This is a genomic window from Nocardia canadensis (assembly GCF_032656385.1).
GTDB classification, from domain to species: Bacteria; Actinomycetota; Actinomycetes; order Mycobacteriales; family Mycobacteriaceae; genus Nocardia; species Nocardia canadensis.
On record NZ_JAVCWB010000008.1, the window covers coordinates 1,548,128 to 1,563,486 of the forward strand.

The 15,359-nt window shown below is 71.7% G+C and carries 14 protein-coding genes and 1 riboswitch; of the genes, 6 read left to right on the forward strand and 8 right to left on the reverse strand.

Annotated elements, in window-relative coordinates:
• The first annotated feature begins 26 nt into the window (after positions 1 to 26).
• The 3 genes from Q7X29_RS21025 to Q7X29_RS21035 all read left to right on the forward strand — a co-directional run bounded on the left by Q7X29_RS21025 (position 27) and on the right by Q7X29_RS21035 (position 1,545).
• Positions 27 to 482: a hypothetical protein gene (locus Q7X29_RS21025; RefSeq protein WP_218718279.1), complete on the forward strand. Its 456-nt coding sequence runs from the start codon at positions 27 to 29 to the stop codon at positions 480 to 482.
• Positions 479 to 1,024, forward strand: coding sequence for a hypothetical protein (locus Q7X29_RS21030; protein ID WP_218718280.1), 546 nt, complete (start codon positions 479 to 481; stop codon positions 1,022 to 1,024). Before Q7X29_RS21025 ends, Q7X29_RS21030 begins: the two co-directional genes overlap by 4 nt.
• 170 nt (positions 1,025 to 1,194) lie before the next feature.
• Positions 1,195 to 1,545, forward strand: a complete 351-nt coding sequence (locus tag Q7X29_RS21035) for a hypothetical protein (RefSeq protein WP_218718281.1) — start codon at positions 1,195 to 1,197, stop codon at positions 1,543 to 1,545.
• On the opposite strand, the gene Q7X29_RS21040 is transcribed toward Q7X29_RS21035, so the two are convergent.
• The 6 genes from Q7X29_RS21040 to Q7X29_RS21065 all read right to left on the reverse strand — a co-directional run bounded on the left by Q7X29_RS21040 (position 1,523) and on the right by Q7X29_RS21065 (position 10,091).
• Positions 1,523 to 2,377, reverse strand: a complete 855-nt coding sequence (locus tag Q7X29_RS21040; RefSeq protein WP_255587678.1) for an acyl-CoA thioesterase domain-containing protein — start codon at positions 2,375 to 2,377, stop codon at positions 1,523 to 1,525. The two genes, Q7X29_RS21035 and Q7X29_RS21040, sit on opposite strands and share 23 nt — an antisense overlap.
• A gap of 103 nt (positions 2,378 to 2,480) precedes the next feature.
• A complete protein-coding gene (locus Q7X29_RS21045) occupies positions 2,481 to 3,332 on the reverse strand; it encodes an acyl-CoA thioesterase domain-containing protein (RefSeq protein WP_316575147.1) in 852 nt (283 codons plus the stop codon).
• On the reverse strand, positions 3,329 to 6,961 hold the full coding sequence (gene cobN, locus Q7X29_RS21050; protein WP_316575148.1) for a cobaltochelatase subunit CobN: 3,633 nt from the start codon (positions 6,959 to 6,961) through the stop codon (positions 3,329 to 3,331). The genes Q7X29_RS21045 and cobN overlap by 4 nt, the downstream gene beginning before the upstream one ends.
• Before the next feature lie 38 nt (positions 6,962 to 6,999).
• Positions 7,000 to 7,128, reverse strand: a riboswitch (cobalamin riboswitch).
• A gap of 27 nt (positions 7,129 to 7,155) precedes the next feature.
• Complete coding sequence (locus Q7X29_RS21055; protein WP_316575149.1) at positions 7,156 to 7,638, reverse strand: hypothetical protein; 483 nt, start codon at positions 7,636 to 7,638, stop codon at positions 7,156 to 7,158.
• Positions 7,639 to 8,001: 363 nt separating this feature from the next.
• Positions 8,002 to 9,381: a DNA polymerase III subunit beta family protein gene (locus tag Q7X29_RS21060; protein ID WP_316575150.1), complete on the reverse strand. Its 1,380-nt coding sequence runs from the start codon at positions 9,379 to 9,381 to the stop codon at positions 8,002 to 8,004.
• Positions 9,382 to 9,422: 41 nt separating this feature from the next.
• Positions 9,423 to 10,091: a hypothetical protein gene (locus Q7X29_RS21065; protein WP_316575151.1), complete on the reverse strand. Its 669-nt coding sequence runs from the start codon at positions 10,089 to 10,091 to the stop codon at positions 9,423 to 9,425.
• A gap of 118 nt (positions 10,092 to 10,209) precedes the next feature.
• Here Q7X29_RS21065 and cobG point away from each other — a divergent pair, with 118 nt between their 5' ends.
• Both cobG and Q7X29_RS21075 read left to right on the forward strand, forming a co-directional pair.
• Positions 10,210 to 11,400, forward strand: a complete 1,191-nt coding sequence (cobG, locus tag Q7X29_RS21070) for a precorrin-3B synthase (RefSeq protein ID WP_316575152.1) — start codon at positions 10,210 to 10,212, stop codon at positions 11,398 to 11,400.
• A 78-nt stretch (positions 11,401 to 11,478) separates the two neighbouring features.
• Complete coding sequence (locus Q7X29_RS21075; RefSeq protein ID WP_316575153.1) at positions 11,479 to 12,570, forward strand: RNA ligase (ATP); 1,092 nt, start codon at positions 11,479 to 11,481, stop codon at positions 12,568 to 12,570.
• Positions 12,571 to 12,624: 54 nt separating this feature from the next.
• On the opposite strand, the gene Q7X29_RS21080 is transcribed toward Q7X29_RS21075, so the two are convergent.
• Positions 12,625 to 13,821, reverse strand: a complete 1,197-nt coding sequence (locus Q7X29_RS21080; RefSeq protein ID WP_316575154.1) for a low temperature requirement protein A — start codon at positions 13,819 to 13,821, stop codon at positions 12,625 to 12,627.
• A gap of 36 nt (positions 13,822 to 13,857) precedes the next feature.
• On the reverse strand, positions 13,858 to 14,742 hold the full coding sequence (ddaH, locus tag Q7X29_RS21085) for a dimethylargininase (RefSeq protein ID WP_316575155.1): 885 nt from the start codon (positions 14,740 to 14,742) through the stop codon (positions 13,858 to 13,860).
• Positions 14,743 to 14,878: 136 nt separating this feature from the next.
• On the opposite strand from ddaH, the gene Q7X29_RS21090 reads away from it, so the two are divergent.
• On the forward strand, positions 14,879 to 15,316 hold the full coding sequence (locus Q7X29_RS21090) for an Lrp/AsnC family transcriptional regulator (protein ID WP_218718291.1): 438 nt from the start codon (positions 14,879 to 14,881) through the stop codon (positions 15,314 to 15,316).
• Positions 15,317 to 15,359: the final 43 nt, after the last annotated feature.

Here is a 15,359-nt window from a genome sequence, read left to right on the forward strand (position 1 = left end):
GGCTCATCCGCCCGGGGAGGAGACCTGTGTCCGACATCGACGAGTCCGGCCGCACCGCGCTCAACGCCGCGGTCGACGCGACGATCATCGCCGTCCGCCGGATGTTCTACGTCCTGGGCGACGACATCGACCGCACCGAGGGACCGATCGAGTTCACCTTCCACAACGGCGCCACCCTGCTCCTCGACGCCGGTGTCGACGGCGCGGAGCTGCGGATCGGCGCGGCGCCCTGGCGGGACCCGTTCGAACCGCTGGTCGACCCGGTGAACATCGAATACGTCGCCGCCTCGGGCAAGTACACCGCCTTCGACGTCACCGACGAACCGCCCTACGACGCCCTCGCCGGTCGCCGGGTCGACGCGGTCTCGGTCGTGCCGCTGCCCGACGGCAGGCCGCAGGCCGCCACGCTGTACCTCGGCGAGGGCATGGTGAAGGCGGAGTCGATCGCCGACGAGCTGATCGTGACGCTGGTTCCGGCGTGAGTCTTCCCGACCGGCTCCGCGGTCTGTTCCGTCGTCCGGCCTCGGCCGGGCCGAGGTTCGCGACGACCCCGTTGCGCCCGGAGTTCCGTGGCGAGCAGGTGCCGGGCAATCCCGTGTGGCGCGGCAGTCACGTCGCCTATCTCGGCGCGACGGACCGCGCGCGCTTCGCGCTGCACGCGCGCGCCGGGCTGCTGTACACCGCCGACGGCGCCCTGTTCGACACCACCGCGGCGAGCACCCTGTGGTCACCCACCGGCGGGCGCGCGATCTTCGTCATGGACGCCGACGGCGTCCTCTACAGCTCCCCTCGGCATCTGCTCGGCCGGTTCCACCATTCGAGCTTCCTGGCCGGCGGCCCCGTCGCCGCGGCGGGCGAACTGGTGGCACGCGGCGGCCGGATCCTCCTGGTCTCCGACCACAGCACGCACTACCGACCGGCGCGCCGGTTCACCCAGCAGATCCTGGACAGCCTGCGCGCCCACGGGATTCCGACCGACACGGTGTCGATCGAGTTCCATTTCGCCGAGCAGACGGGCACCTAGGCGGGCGCGCACACCTGCCGCCGGGAACAGGGAATGCCCTGGTCCGAGTCCCGGCGGTGGCGATCGGCGCCGAGGACACGACGCGCGGTTGCGCGCGGGCGGGGCCCACTCGAGGCAGCATGGGGCCCGGCGGAGCGGGTGACCGGGTGGCAGGGAAGGTGTGTGGGCGAGTGAGCGCAGCGGTGCCGGGGCAGGTCAGATGGCGGGCGGGATGGGGCGTGGCGGCGGGGTTGTTCGTCGCCGTCTTCGTGCTGGTGCCCGCGACCTTCGCAGTGCAGGACGCGTGGCAGGTGCCCGTGCCGCGCACGATCGCGTTCGCCGAGATGGAGCCGATCCCGACCTCGTACTGGCTCAGCTGGGCACTGACCCTGGCCGCGCTGCTGACCCCGACGCTGCTGCTGGTGCTGCTGCCACCGGCCCGTCTCATCGCGCTCGGCTATCTGCTGACCACCACCGCGACCGGGTTCCTGCTGTGCGCGACCACCGTGGGCCTGGCGTTCAGCGGCCTCGATCCGGCGTGACCTGGGTCAGCGCGAACTCCTCGGACAGGGTGTCGATGACCGAGCCGTGGATCTGCCGGTGCTCGTTGGCCAGCGCGGTGGTGGTGCAGATCCCGAACGCGCCCTCGGCGTCGTAGAGGACCGCGGCGCCCGCGGCGATGCCGTCGTCGCTGAGATGCGATTCCGCCTCGATGCCCATCTCGAGCCCGATCGGCATGCGCGAGAACGTGATCGAGACATCGGTGTTGATGAACCCGATCCCCTCGGTGCCCCAGTTGGTGACCAGGCTGGTCTGTTCCCCGGCCATGGCGGCGAAGCAGAATGGCGTGGACCGCTCACCCGCGACCACGGGGATATTGCGCACCCACTTGCGTTTCCTGGCGTCGTTCTGGTGCTCGGTCATCTTCACCGACCACCCGTTGCCGTCACTGCCGAACAGGTGCATGGCCTCGTCGACGGTGGCGAGCGCGTCACTCGGCGGCAGCGGCCGCTGCCGCTCGGGGCGCCACACCTCGCCCGGCGGCTGGGTCGACCGCTTCAGCAGCAGCGCGCTGCCCCGCGCGACCGGCTCACCGTCGGAGCGCAGCACGATCGCCACCGCACGGACTCGTTTGCCGTCCCGGACCAGCTCGCTGTCGACGGTCAGCGGCACCGCGGGCACCGCGCGGTGCAGGTCGACGGTCAGCCGCGCGGGTGTGAACCCGTCGCCGCAGTAGCGCGCCTCGACCTCGCGGGCGATCAGCCCGCACACCGGCGGACCGGACAGCGTGCTCGGTGCCCACAGGCTCATGGAGAACCGGGTGGGCTGGAAAACGCCGTCGTCCTGCGTGAAGTACGCCGGAGTAGTGCTCATTGCGACTCTCTTCTGCCCTGCGGCCGGCACCCGGGTGCCGTGGTGCGCCCACGCACCACGATCAGAGTAGAACGCGTTCTAGTTTTGGGGCAAGTCGGGCAGTTCAGGCGCGCCGCGCACCGCCACGCGCCGGGATGTAGGCGTCGATGGCCGCGCCGCTGATCTGCCTGCGCTCGTTGGCGACGGCCGACACGGTGCAGACGCCGAACTCACCGTCGGCGTCGTAGAGCACCGCCGAGCCCGCGGCGATGCCGTCGTGACTGAGGTGGTTGCCCGCCTCGATGCCCATCTCCGGGCCGATCGGCAGGCGCGCGAAGGTGATCGAGACATCGGTGTTGATGAACCCGATCCCCTCGGTACCCCAGTTCGTCACCAGGCTGGCCTGCTCGCCCGCCATCGCGGCGAAGACGAACGGCGAGCCGGCTTCTCCGGCCACCACCGGAATCCCGCGCACCCACTTGCGTTTACGGGTGTCGTTCTCGTGCCGGGAGATCTCGACCGACCAGCCGCCACCGGAGCCGTCACTGTCGAACAGGTGCACGGTCGGCGCCACCGCGGCCAGCAGTTCCGCGGGCGGCAGCGGAGGCCGCCGCGTCTCGCGCCACGCCTGTCCCGGCGGTTGGGCCGAGCGCTTCAGCAACACCGCCGAGGCCCGCGCGACCACCACGCCGTCGGCGCGCAGTACCGCCTGCGCGGCGCGCACCCGGTTGCCCTCGCGGGTCGGCGCGCTGTCCACGGTCAACGGGACCGCGGGCACCGGCTGATGCAGGTCGACGGTGAACCGCGCGGGCACGAAATCGCCGGTGCGGTAATGGTTCTCGATCTCGCGGGCGAGCAGTCCGCACACCGGCGGGCCGGACAGGATCCCGTCGGCCCACAGGCTCCGGCCCCACGACGTCGGCGTGTACACCTCGCCGTCGCGCCGGAAGTACGCGGCGGACTGCTCGGTGCTCACTCCAGCTCACCCTCGGTCTCGAGGTAGACCTGCCGCAGCTTGTCCAGTGTCTCGGGCTCCGGGTGCTCCCACAGCTTGCGCTCGGCGGCCTCGAGCAGCCGTTCGGCGATGCCGTGCAGCGCCCACGGATTGGACTGCTCCATGAACTTGCGGTTCACCTCGTCGAACACGTAGCTCTCGGAGAGCTTCTCGTACATCCAGTCGGCGACCACGTTGGTGGTGGCGTCGTAGCCGAACAGGTAGTCGACGGTGGCGGCCATCTCGAAGGCACCCTTGTAGCCGTGGCGGCGCATCGCCTCGAGCCAGCGCGGGTTCACCACGCGGGCGCGGAAGACGCGGGCGGTCTCCTCCGACAGGGTGCGGGTCCGCACGGCGTCGGGACGGGTGGAGTCGCCGATGTAGGCCTCGGGGTTCTTGCCGGTGAGCGCGCGCACGGTGGCGACCATGCCGCCGTGGTACTGGAAGTAGTCGTCGGAGTCGGCGATGTCGTGTTCGCGGGTGTCGGTGTTCTTGGCGGCCACCGCGATCCGCTTGTAGGCGGTGCGCATGTCGTCGGCGGCGGGGGCGCCGTCGAGGTCGCGACCGTAGGCGTAGCCACCCCAGGTGGTGTACACCTGCGCGAGGTCGTCGTCGGTCCGCCAGCTCTTGGAGTCGATGAGCTGCAGCAGGCCCGCGCCGTAGGTGCCGGGCTTGGACCCGAAGATGCGGGTGGTCGCGCGGCGGGCGTCGCCGTGCTCGGCCAGGTCCGACTGGGCGTGCGCGCGCACGTAGTTCGACGCGGCGGGCTCGTCGAGCTCGGCGACCAGGCGCACCGCGTCGTCGAGCAGGGCCAGTACGTGTGGGAAGGCGTCGCGGAAGAACCCCGAGATGCGGACGGTGACGTCGATGCGCGGGCGGGCGAGTTCGTCGAGCGAGATCACCTCGAGGGTGGTGACGCGGCGGCTGGCCTCATCCCACACCGGCCGCACGCCGAGCAGCGCCAGCACCTCGGCGATGTCGTCGCCGGAGGTGCGCATGGCCGAGGTGCCCCACACCGACAGGCCGACCGACTTCGGGTATTCGCCGTGGTCGGCCAGGTACCGGGCCAGCAGCGATTCGGCCATGGCCTGACCGGTCTCCCAGGCCAGCCGCGACGGGACGGCCTTGGGATCGACGGAGTAGAAATTGCGGCCGGTGGGCAACACGTTGATCAGGCCGCGCAGCGGGGACCCGCTCGGACCGGCGGGGATGAAACCGCCGTCGAGCGCGTGCAGGACGCGGGCGATCTCGACACCGGTCTCGCGCAGGCGGGGCACGACCTCGGTCGCGGCGAACCGCAGCACGGTCTTCACCACGTCGAGGCGGGTGTCCGTGGATTCCGGGTCACCCCCGGCCAGAATCGCCGTGGCGTAGTCGTTCACCAGGGCCTCGACGCTGTCGACCGACCAGTTCTCGGCCTGCAGCGCGCCCAGCAGTTCACGGGCACGCGATTCGACCACGTCCACGCGGTCGCGGGACTCGTCGCCGGCTTCGCTGAGACCGAGGGCCTCGCGCAGGCCGGGCACGTTCTGCTCGCCGCCCCACAGCTGGCGCGCGCGCAGCATGGCCAGCACCAGGTCGAGTTCCATCTCGCCCTCGGGCGCCTGGCCGAGGATGTGCAGGCCGTCGCGGATCTGCACGTCCTTGATCTCGCAGAGCCAGCCGTCGACGTGCAGCAGCATGTCGTCGAAGACGTCTTCCTCGGGACGCTCGGCCAGGCCGAGGTCGTGGTCCATCTTGGCCGCGCGCATCAGCGTCCAGATCTGCTGGCGGATGGCGGGCAGCTTGGCCGGGTCGAGCGCGGAGATGTTGGCGTGCTCGTCGAGCAGCTGCTCCAGCCGGGAGATGTCACCGTAGGTCTCGGCGCGCGCCATCGGCGGGATCAGGTGGTCGACCAGGGTGGCGTGCGCGCGGCGCTTGGCCTGGGTGCCCTCGCCCGGGTCGTTGACCAGGAACGGGTAGATCAGCGGCAGATCGCCGAGCGCGGCGTCGGTACCACAGGAGGCCGACATGCCGAGGGTCTTGCCGGGCAGCCACTCCAGGTTGCCGTGCTTGCCCAGGTGCACCATCGCGTCGGCGCCGAAACCGTCGGGCGCGGACAGCCAGCGGTAGGCGGCCAGGTAGTGGTGGCTCGGCGGCAGGTCCGGGTCGTGGTAGATGGCGACCGGGTTCTCGCCGAAGCCGCGGGGCGGCTGCACCATCAGCACCACATTGCCGAAACGCAGTGCGGCGATGACGATCTCGCCCTGCGGGTCGGCGGACCGGTCGACGTAGAGTTCACCCGGTGGCGGGCCCCACGCCTCGACGACGGCCTCGCGCAGGTCGTCCGGCAGCGAATCGAACCAGCGGGTGTAGGTGGCGGCGCCGATGCGGATCGGGTTGCCCTCGAGCTGTTCGGCGCTGAGCCAGTCCGGGTCCTGCCCGCCCGCGGCGATCAGGGCGTGGATCAGCGCATCGCCGTCGCGCTCCGGCAGACCGGGGATCTCGCCGGGTTCGCCGAGATCGTAACCGGCGGCACGCAGTTCGGTGAGCAGCCGGATGGCGCTGGCCGGGGTGTCGAGGCCGACGGCGTTGCCGATGCGGGCGTGCTTGGTCGGGTAGGCCGAGAGCATGATCGCGATCCGCTTGTCGGCGGCCGGGATGTGGCGCAGGCGGGCGTGGCGCACGGCGATGCCGGCGACGCGGGCGGCGCGTTCGGGATCGGGCACGTAGGTGGACAGGCCGTCGTCGTCGAACTCCTTGAACGAGAACGGCACCGTGATGATGCGGCCGTCGAACTCGGGCACCGCGACCTGGGTGGCGACATCGAGCGGCGAGAGGCCGTCGTCGTTGTCCTCCCACTGCGCGCGACCGCTGGTCAGGCACAGGCCCTGCAGGATCGGCACGTCCAGGGCGGCCAGCGCGGCCACGTCCCAGGCCTCGTCGTCGCCACCGGCCGAGGCGGTGGCCGGCTTGCTGCCACCGGCCGCGAGCACCGTCACCACCAGTGCGTCGGCGCGGCCGAGCAGGGCGAGCAGTTCCGGTTCGGCGGTGCGCAGCGAGGCGCAGTAGACCGGCAGCGCGCGAGCGCCCTTGGCCTCGATGGCGGTGCACAACGCGTCGATGTAGCCGGTGTTGCCCGCCAGATGCTGCGCGCGGTAGTAGACGACCGCGACGGTCGGGGCGTGCGGTTCGAGAATGCGGGCGGCGCGGCCCAGTTCGCCCCAGGTGGGCAGTTCCACCGGCGGTTCGAAGCCGTGGCCGGTCAGCAGGACCGTGTCGGAGAGGAAGTTGTGCAGTTCGCGCAGGTTGTCCGCGCCGCCGGCGGCGAGGTAGTTGTGCGCGTCGGCCGCGACACCCACCGGCACCGTCGAGCACTCCATGAGTTCGGCGTCGGGGGCGATCTCACCGCCGAGCGCGACCATCGGCACCCCGCTCGCCCGCACGGCCTCGAGGCCCTCTTCCCAGGCGCGCTTGCCGCCGAGGATGCGCACGATCACCAGATCGGCACCGTCGAGCAACCCCGGCAGGTCATCCACCAGCAACCGCGCGGGATTGCCCCACCGGTAGTCGGCGCCGCTCGCGCGAGCACTGAGCAGATCGGTGTCGGAGGTGGACAGCAGCAGGATCACAGGGTGAGGCCTTCCTCGGGTGACGCGCCCAACGGGATCGGTTGTCGTGCTCGCCGGAGAGGGTCTGGCTGTTCACAGTGGCGCGACCGCACCGGATTTCCACCGGTTTCCTCGACGCCCGCCGAGCATCCCGATGGTACTGGCCGCCCGTCGACCGCAACTTTCCAGCCCGCGCTCCACGGCGGCGATCAGTGTCAGTGGGTCGGACGGCGGGTGGTGTCGTTGGCGGCGATCGCGTCACCGACCTCGGTGACGGCGGCGCGGATCGTGGCACCGTAGGCGTCGTCGGGGAGGGTGTCCAGGCGTTCCCGAGCCGCGTCGAGGTGGCGGGCGGCGGCCGGGAAGGAGCCGAGCCGACGGAAGTTGTCGGCGAGATCGAGGTGCAGGGAGGGATAGAAGCCGGCCACGTTCAGGTCCGCGTGATGGGCTTGCAGGCGCAGGTCGGTGAGGGCGTCGGCGGCATCGAGCGCGCGGACGTCCCAGACGAGCGCTTCGGCCGGGTCGTCGCAGGTGTCGGCGAGGTAGTGGGTGAGGGTGCAGCGGTGCAGCGGGTCGCCCACGGGGCCGATGTCGGTCCAGACGTCGAGTAGCGCGGTTCGTGCTCCTTCGGGGTCCCCGAGGCGAAAGTCCTTTACGCCCTGGGTGATTCGGGCCATGATCGGATCGGTGGTGGTCATCGGAGTCTCCTCGACGGTCGTAGTGGGTGGGGTGGGAGCGGTCGCCGTGGTCGGCGGAGCGGATGGGGAGTAGTCGGTCGGATGTCGCTCGGCGGGACCGCCGCCACGTCCCCGGGCGGCCCGGCACGACGTCGCCTGTGCCGACCGGCAGAGCACAGTGAGCCGGACCGGCCGTGGTCACCGGGGGGTGAAGTCGTCCGCGACCGGGCGGCATGGGACGACCACGGTGAGCTGGTCGCCGCTGTCTGCGGACGCGGAGCAGCAAAGCAGGTGTTCCCGAAGGATCTCCGCCACGTCGTCGACGGCCGGGCACTACGTCGTGTGCCGCCGGGCCCGAGGGGTCGATGGATGACTCGGCGGTGATCACCGGATCGGCGCATCGTCGGCGACCGGGCGGCACGGCATGGTGAGGGTGAGCTGGTCGCCGTCGTCGGCGGAGCGGAGTCGGGCGGGGAGGTCGGGGGCGGTGAGATCGAGCATCACGTCGGGTCCGACCGCGGCGGCGACGGCGGGGTACAGGGTGGTCACCGCGAAATGGATCGTCAGGCCCGGTCCGGTGACGGTCGCGGGCAGCGGCCGGGGGTCCTCGCTGTTCGCGGTCCGCACCTCGCCCGTCGGATCGATGTGCAGCGTGAGGGTGGACGAGGTGGTCCGCTCGAGCGTCTCCAGCAGTGCCGTCCTGCTCAGCACCACCCGTGTGGTGACAGCGGGTAGCGCTGCCAGCATCCCCCGGTAGTCGGGGAATTCCTCGGTCGACCGGCGGCATCGGCGTCGATCAGGACCACTCGCCGCGCGTTCGCCGCTGTCGCCGTGCTCGTCGGCGACGTTCCCAGGCTCCCCCGGTCGGCGACCGTTCGCCCGCTCGCCGGAGGGATCAGCGGTTGCCCACATCTCCGGCCGACGATCGCCGCCGGATACCCGGGGCTCGGGCACCACCGCGCGCAGGGCCGGGTCAGCGGCAGCGATGACGACGTGGGTGATCTCCGGGCGGATCGTCACCGTGTGCTCCCGGCGCAGCCAGGAGGTGGCCGCGCGGAGATCATCGGCGTCGACGGTGGCCGACCAGTCGACCGTGGACGGGCGCACGGCGCGCAGGGTGCGGGTGGCCAGACGGTACCGGTCGGTGGCGGTGAGGATCAGCTCCTGGGCGGCCGCCTCGAGGTGAAGGGTGTTGAGCACCGGCAGGTTCGGGTCGGTGATCGTCGCGGCGGCGATCTGATCGATGGCGGCCGCGAGCACCGGACCACGTATCCGGATGCTGTCGTCCCCGCCCGGCTGCGGCACTGTGTCGTCGTCAGCCGGCGCGGAGCCGCGCACCGCATCGCCGCCGTTCGACAGGGCGGGGCCTGGAGTAGGCGTCGGGTCGGGCAGGGGCCGGGTGACCTGGCTGGGGCTCGTGCCCGCCCGGACCGCCGCCCGCGCCGCGTCGGCGGCCGCGTTGACCGCGCGGAGCCGGCGGTCCAGGTCGGCCAGGTGGTCGTCCACCAGGTCGGCGACGCGGGCGGGGTCGGGTTCGGCGAGGACGGCGACGATCGCGGGGAGCGGCATGTCGGCGGCCCGCAGCCGACGGATCAGCCGGGCCGGGCCGGTTTGGCCGGGGGCGTAGTAGCGGTAGCCGGTCGACTCGTCGACCACGGCGGGGACGAGGACACCGGCGTCGGCGTAGAAGCGCAGGGCGCTGGTGCTCAGGCCACAGGCACGGGCGAAGGCGCCGATGGTGAGCAGGTCATCGGATTCGGGCACCCGGTCATCATCGGGGTTCGAGCAGGTCGAAGGTCAAGCGATCAGTCGCGGGTGGTGCCCGCGGCGACCATCTCCGGGGAACCGGTGCCGAGGTTGCGGTAGACGTTGGCGACCACCATCTGGCCGAGGGCGTTGTTGCCGACGCCGCCGATGACCGCGCCGATACCGGCCGGGATGAGGGTGCCGAACAGCAGCAGGGTGCGTTTGACGAGATAGTTGACGATGAACCGCTTGGCCGGCGAGTCGGGCATGCTCGCCAAGCCCGGGATGTGATCGGTGACCACCGAGAGCCATTGGCCGGTCTTGTGCCCGGCGGTCTCGTCGAGCACCTTCGTGCCCGCCTCACCGAGGACGACCTTCGACACCAGGTGCTCGCGCCGCGGATCGGCGGGGTCGAGGTCGTAGGCCGCGGCCGCGCCGACCGACAGCACCGACGACGCCTCGAGGAACACGGCCGTGTCGACACCGGTCGCGGCCAGGCTCAGCACAGTGCCCACCCCGGGCACGGCGGCGGTGAGACCCACCAGCACCCCGCTGGTGGTGACGACGACGAGGTACTGCCGCGACAACCGCCGCAATGTCTCCACCGGCGCGTCCTGCGGATGCCTGCGCTCGAGCCAGTCGACGTAGCGGCCGACCGTGCCCGTCTGCGCGTGCGCGACCTTGTCGAGCGCGGGAACTACACGCTTGTCCACGAATTCACGCAACATGCGGTGACCTCTCCTGTCGGCGAACGACTGGCGAACGATTCCCCGACCACCCTAGGCGACGCCGGTCGGCAATGCCTGACGGCGGCGCGCGGGTCGGCGGTCGTAGGCTGGACGGATCATGACCAGGAGCACCCCCGATTCCTGCCCCGGTGTCCTGCGCCTGCACCAGGCCGCCGACGGGCCGCTGGCGCGGATCCGCGTCCCCGGCGGCCGGCTGGCGCCGCAGCAGCTGCAAGCCCTCGCCGACGCGGCCCGCGAGCTGGGCAACGGCGCCCTGGAACTCACCTCGCGCGGCAATATCCAGCTGCGCCGGGTCGGGGACCCCGCCGCCCTCGCCGATCGGCTCGGCGCGGCGGGTCTGCTGCCCAGCCGCACGCATGAACGGGTCCGCAATATCGTGGCCTCGCCGCTGTCGGGCCGGATCGGCGGCTGGGCGGACGTGCACGACCTCGCCGTCGGCCTGGACACCGGACTCCAGGCTGACCCCCGGCTGGCCGAGCTGCCCGGCCGGGTGCTGTTCACCCTCGACGACGGCCGCGGCGATGTGAGCACCCTGCGCGGCGACATCGGCATCCAGGCCGTCGCCGCCGACGAGTTCGCCGTCGTTCTCGCGGGCGCCGACACCGGGCTACGGGTGAGCGCGAGCGAGGCGGTCGAGGTGATGCTCGACGCGGCGCGCGGTTTCCTCGACCTGCGCGGCTGCGGCGACGACGGCCAGTGGCGACTGCACGAGATCCCCGGCGGCGCCGAGCGGGTCGCCGAGACGCTGGACCGCTCCCCCGCCGGCGCGCCGCTGGAACTCGGTGCGGCACACGATATCCCGATCGGCTGGCTGGACCAGGACGACGGCCTGGTCAGCCTCGGCGCCGGAGTGCCGCTCGGCACGTTACCCGCGCGGACCGCGGAGTTCCTCGCCGCCGTCGAACGGCCCGTCTTCGTGACGCCGTGGCGCAGCCTGGTGATCACCGACCTCGGCGAGGGGCCCGCCGAGACCGTCGTCCGGGTGCTCGCGCCGATGGGGCTGATCTTCGACGCGCAGTCACCGTGGCTGCGGGTCAGCGCGTGCGCGGGGCGGCCCGGCTGCGCGAAGTCGCTCACCGATGTGCGCGCCGATCTCGCGGCCGCCGTCGACAGCGATCGGGTCCGGCCCGGCGCCCAGGAATCCACCCATGTCGTGGTTCCCGCCGAGGACCTCACGGTGGCGGGCCGTCAGCACTGGTCCGGTTGTGAGCGCCGCTGCGGCCGGCCGAGCGGACCGGTCACCGACGTCGTCGCCACCCCCGACGGCTACCGGGTCGACACCCACTGACGTTCGCCCACACCGAAATTCGGTCGACCCCGGTGCGCGGGGCTCGTACGCTGATCACCTCGCAACGAGGGGGTTTCCATGTCCACACTGCAGGTGACGGCCGAACAACTGATCGTCCACGCGCATCCGAACGCCGACCGGCTCGAGCTGGCCCAGGTCGGCCTGTACCGGGCCGTCGTGGCCAAGGGTCAGTTCACGACCGGCGCGCACGCGATCTACATCCCGGAGCAGGCCGTACTGCCCGAGGCGCTCGTCGCCGAGCTCGGGCTGACCGGCAAACTGGCGGGGCCGCAGCGCAATCGGGTGAAGGCGGTGCGACTGCGGGGCGAGGTGTCGCAGGGCATCGTGTGCACGCCGGAGGCGCTCGCGGGTGTCGATCTGGCGGCGGCCGCCGTGGCGGGCACCGACTTCGCCGACGCGCTGGGGATCACCAAGTGGGTGCCGCCGGTACCGGTCTCGATGGACGGTCAGGTCGAGGCGGCGCCGGAGCTGCTGCGGTGGATCGATGTCGAGAACATCAAGCGGTTCCCCACCATCTTCACCACGGGGGAACCGGTGGTGGCCACGGAGAAGATCCACGGCACCGCGTGCCTGCTCACGTTCGTGCGGGCCGAGGACCGGATCCTGGTGTCTTCCAAGGGCGTCGGCGGGAAGTCGCTGTCGCTCACGCCGTCCGAGGGCAACCTGTACTGGCGGGCGATCCGCGCGCACGGCCTCGACGAGGCCGCCAGGAAGCTGGCGACCACGCTCGACGCCGACCGGGTCGGGCTGTTCGGCGAGGTCTACGGCGCGGGCGTGCAGGACCTGCACTACGGCGCCTCGGCCGCGCACGACGGCTCGCTGGGCTACGGGTTGTTCGATGTCGCGGTGGAGCGGGGCGGCGAGCCGGTCCGCTGGCTCGACCATCACGAGATCGGCACGCTGCTGGGCGAACTCGGGCTCACCGTGCCACGGGTGCCGGTCCTCTACGAAGGCCCCTACGACGCGGCGACCCTGCTCGCGCTCGCCGAGGGCAGCGAGACCGTCAGCGGTCTGGGCGCCAACATCCGGGAGGGCTTGGTGGTCCGGCCCGCGACCGAGCGGCAGTCGCCGGTGCTCGGCGGGCGGGCGATCGGCAAGATCGTCTCCGACGCGTACCTGCTGCGCGACGGTGGCACCGAATTCGAGTGATCACCAGCGCCGTCCGTGCGCCTTTGCGGCGATCCGCACCGGCGCACGGAGGCGCTACGCGCGAATCGGGCGACGCGCGCGCACAGTCTCCGACACCACCGCCCCCGTCAGCGTGACCATCACCCCGACCACCAGCCACATTCCGCCGAGGTGCGGTGCGGCCCAGGCCAGCACCAGCGCGGCCAGCAGGCACGGCAGCGGCCAGCGCAGCAACCAGCGGGGGCCCGCGCTGGCGAGCCCGCCCAGACCGCAGACCAGGAAGAACGCCGCGGCGCCGCCGCCGAGGACCCAGCCGATGCCCGCGGGCAGGTGCCCGGACGGATGCGCGGCCACCAGCCCGAGCCCGGCCGCGACGGTGGCCACCGCCACGCTCAGCGCGCAGTGGGTGGCCATCACCCGATGCCGGGTCACGTCGATGGTGGCGGTCGAGGCGTCCATCATCCGCGGCACGAACCCGTAGTGCAGCGTCAGGCCCCACATGCCGAGCAGGCACAGAAAGGCGCAGACCCCGATCACCGCGACCGGCACGGTCCACTCCTCCACCGCCACCGCCGCGATCACCGAGATCACGCCCTCACCGAGCACGATGATCAGGTATTGACCGAGGCGCTCGCCCAGATGCCCCGGATCCGCGTGCAGCATCTGCAGGCGCGGCAACCGACGACGCGGCGGCCGGGGCGCGCCCGGACGACGACGGCGCACTCGGGCGCGCACCCGTCGCTGCGTCTCGAGCATCAAGCGTTCGGCGTCGACGGTGAACATCACCCACAGGTCGATCGCGAGGCCGACACCCCACAGCACGAACTTCCACGGCGCGGGCACCCACAGCGAGAGCACCCACGGCAACGTCCCGGAGCCGATCTGCGCGATCGGCCAGTCCACCACCACCTGGCCGCGTCCCCACTCCGAGGACGACGCGATCCGGACCAACACGTAGATCGCGGCGAAGACGTTCGCGTGCTGGTCGGGCATCCCGTCGACCGAGGCCATCATCACGCACAGGCCGAACATGCAACCGAACACCAGCGCGGTGCGCGCCTGCTCGCCCGCGACGTTGCTGTACACGGTGACACAGGCCCACACCACCCAGAACGCGAGCGAGAGCAGCACGTACAGGCCGAACTCGCTCAGCGAGGGACCCCGGTGCAGCAGGTGCGTGAGCTGGCCGATCCCCGCGACGGCGACGAGATCGAAGAACAGTACGGTCCAGCTGGCGCGCCGTTCCGCCGTGGTCTCCTCCGGGTGTGCCACCCGGACAGTATGTGGCCGGTGCGCGCCCGGTCCCGGCTACCCGGCGGTCGTGTCGCGGCGGGTGTGCAGCTCCAGCACACAGCACTTCACGCCGCCGCCGCCCTTGCGCAGTTCGGACAGGTCGACCGGCACCGGCGCGAAACCCCGTTCCCGGAGGGCCGCGATGAGACCGGTGGCGCCCGGGTCGAGGAAGACGTGGTGACCGTCGCTGACGCCGTTGAGGCCGAACGAGAGCGCGTCGTTCTCCTCGGCCAGGATCGCGTCCGGGTAGAGCGCGGCCAGCACGTCGCGGGCGGCCGGACCGAACGCGCCCGGGTAGTAGGCGATGGTCGAGTCGTCGAGCACCATCAGCGCGGTGTCGAGGTGATAGAAGCGCGGATCGACGAGTTCCAGCGACACCACCGGCAACTCGAAGTACCGCTCGACCTCGGCGTGCGCGGACAGCGAGCAGCGGAAGCCGACCCCGGCCAGGATCCGCCGGCCGGCGAAGGCGAAATCGCCCTCGCCCTCGTTGGTCTCGGCCGCGGGCGCGAGCGCGCGCAGTTCCCTGGCCGCGAACCAGCGATGGAACGCCGGGCCCTCGGCGGCCCGTTCGGGGTGGGCGAAGCGGGCCGAGAGCGCGTGCCCGCCGATCACGATCCCGCTGTTGGCGGCGAACACCATGTCGGGCAGGCCGGGCTCGCCGGGCACGGTCTCCACGGTGTGCCCGTGGTCCTCGAGCACCGCCCGCAGAATCTCCCACTGGGCCAGCGCGCGGGCGCGGTCCACGGGCGCGGCGGGATCCATCCACGGATTGATCGCGTAGGCGACCGCGAAGTGGTCGGGCCTGCACATGACATAGCGGCGCGGGGTGGCGACCCGCGCGGGCGCCGGGGCGACCCGCGCGGACGGGGTGGCGCGAAGAGGGGCTGCGGCGGTCATCAGGACTCCCGGTGGCTGCGCGGATCGATAGTTCCTACGAAGGTAAATGTGCGCGCGTTGCACGGGGAACACCGATTCGTTGCGCATTTCGATGCCAGAATGGAGAAATCTTGTGTTTCGCCGGCGAAGGAGTGACGTGGACGATATCGATCGGCGCATCCTGTCAGTGCTGCTCACCCACGCGCGCGCCTCGTTCCAGGAGATCGGCGCGGTGGTCGGGCTGTCGGCCCCGGCGGTGAAGCGGCGGGTGGACAAGATGGTCGCCAGCGGGCAGATCACCGGGTTCACCGCGCAGGTGAATCCGGCCGCGCTGGGCTGGACGACCGAGGCGTACGTGGAGGTCTACTACCGCGACAACATCTCCCCCGCCGAGCTGCGCCGCACCCTGGAACCGATACCGCAGGTCGTCGGGGTGTGGACGATCGCGGGCGAGGCCGACGCGCTGGTGCACGTGATGGCCACCGACATGGCCGAGATCGAGGTGACGGTCGAGCGGATCAGGGAGAACGCGCGCGTCGGCCGCACCCGCAGCTCGCTGGTGATGTCCCGCATCCTCGAGCGGCCGCGCACCTGAAGCACCGCGACGGAAAGGCGGTCGGACACAGGTTCTAGGGTTG

Bases quoted from the DNA above. Each gene is read 5' to 3' on its own strand.
- Q7X29_RS21040 (WP_255587678.1), bottom strand. From the start codon at position 2,377: ATGAGCACTACTCCGGCGTACTTCACGCAGGACGACGGCGTTTTCCAG.
- Q7X29_RS21055 (WP_316575149.1), bottom strand. From the start codon at position 7,638: ATGACCACCACCGATCCGATCATGGCCCGAATCACCCAGGGCGTAAAG.
- Q7X29_RS21065 (WP_316575151.1), bottom strand. From the start codon at position 10,091: ATGTTGCGTGAATTCGTGGACAAGCGTGTAGTTCCCGCGCTCGACAAG.
- cobG (WP_316575152.1), top strand. From the start codon at position 10,210: ATGACCAGGAGCACCCCCGATTCCTGCCCCGGTGTCCTGCGCCTGCAC.
- Q7X29_RS21075 (WP_316575153.1), top strand. From the start codon at position 11,479: ATGTCCACACTGCAGGTGACGGCCGAACAACTGATCGTCCACGCGCAT.
- ddaH (WP_316575155.1), bottom strand. From the start codon at position 14,742: ATGACCGCCGCAGCCCCTCTTCGCGCCACCCCGTCCGCGCGGGTCGCC.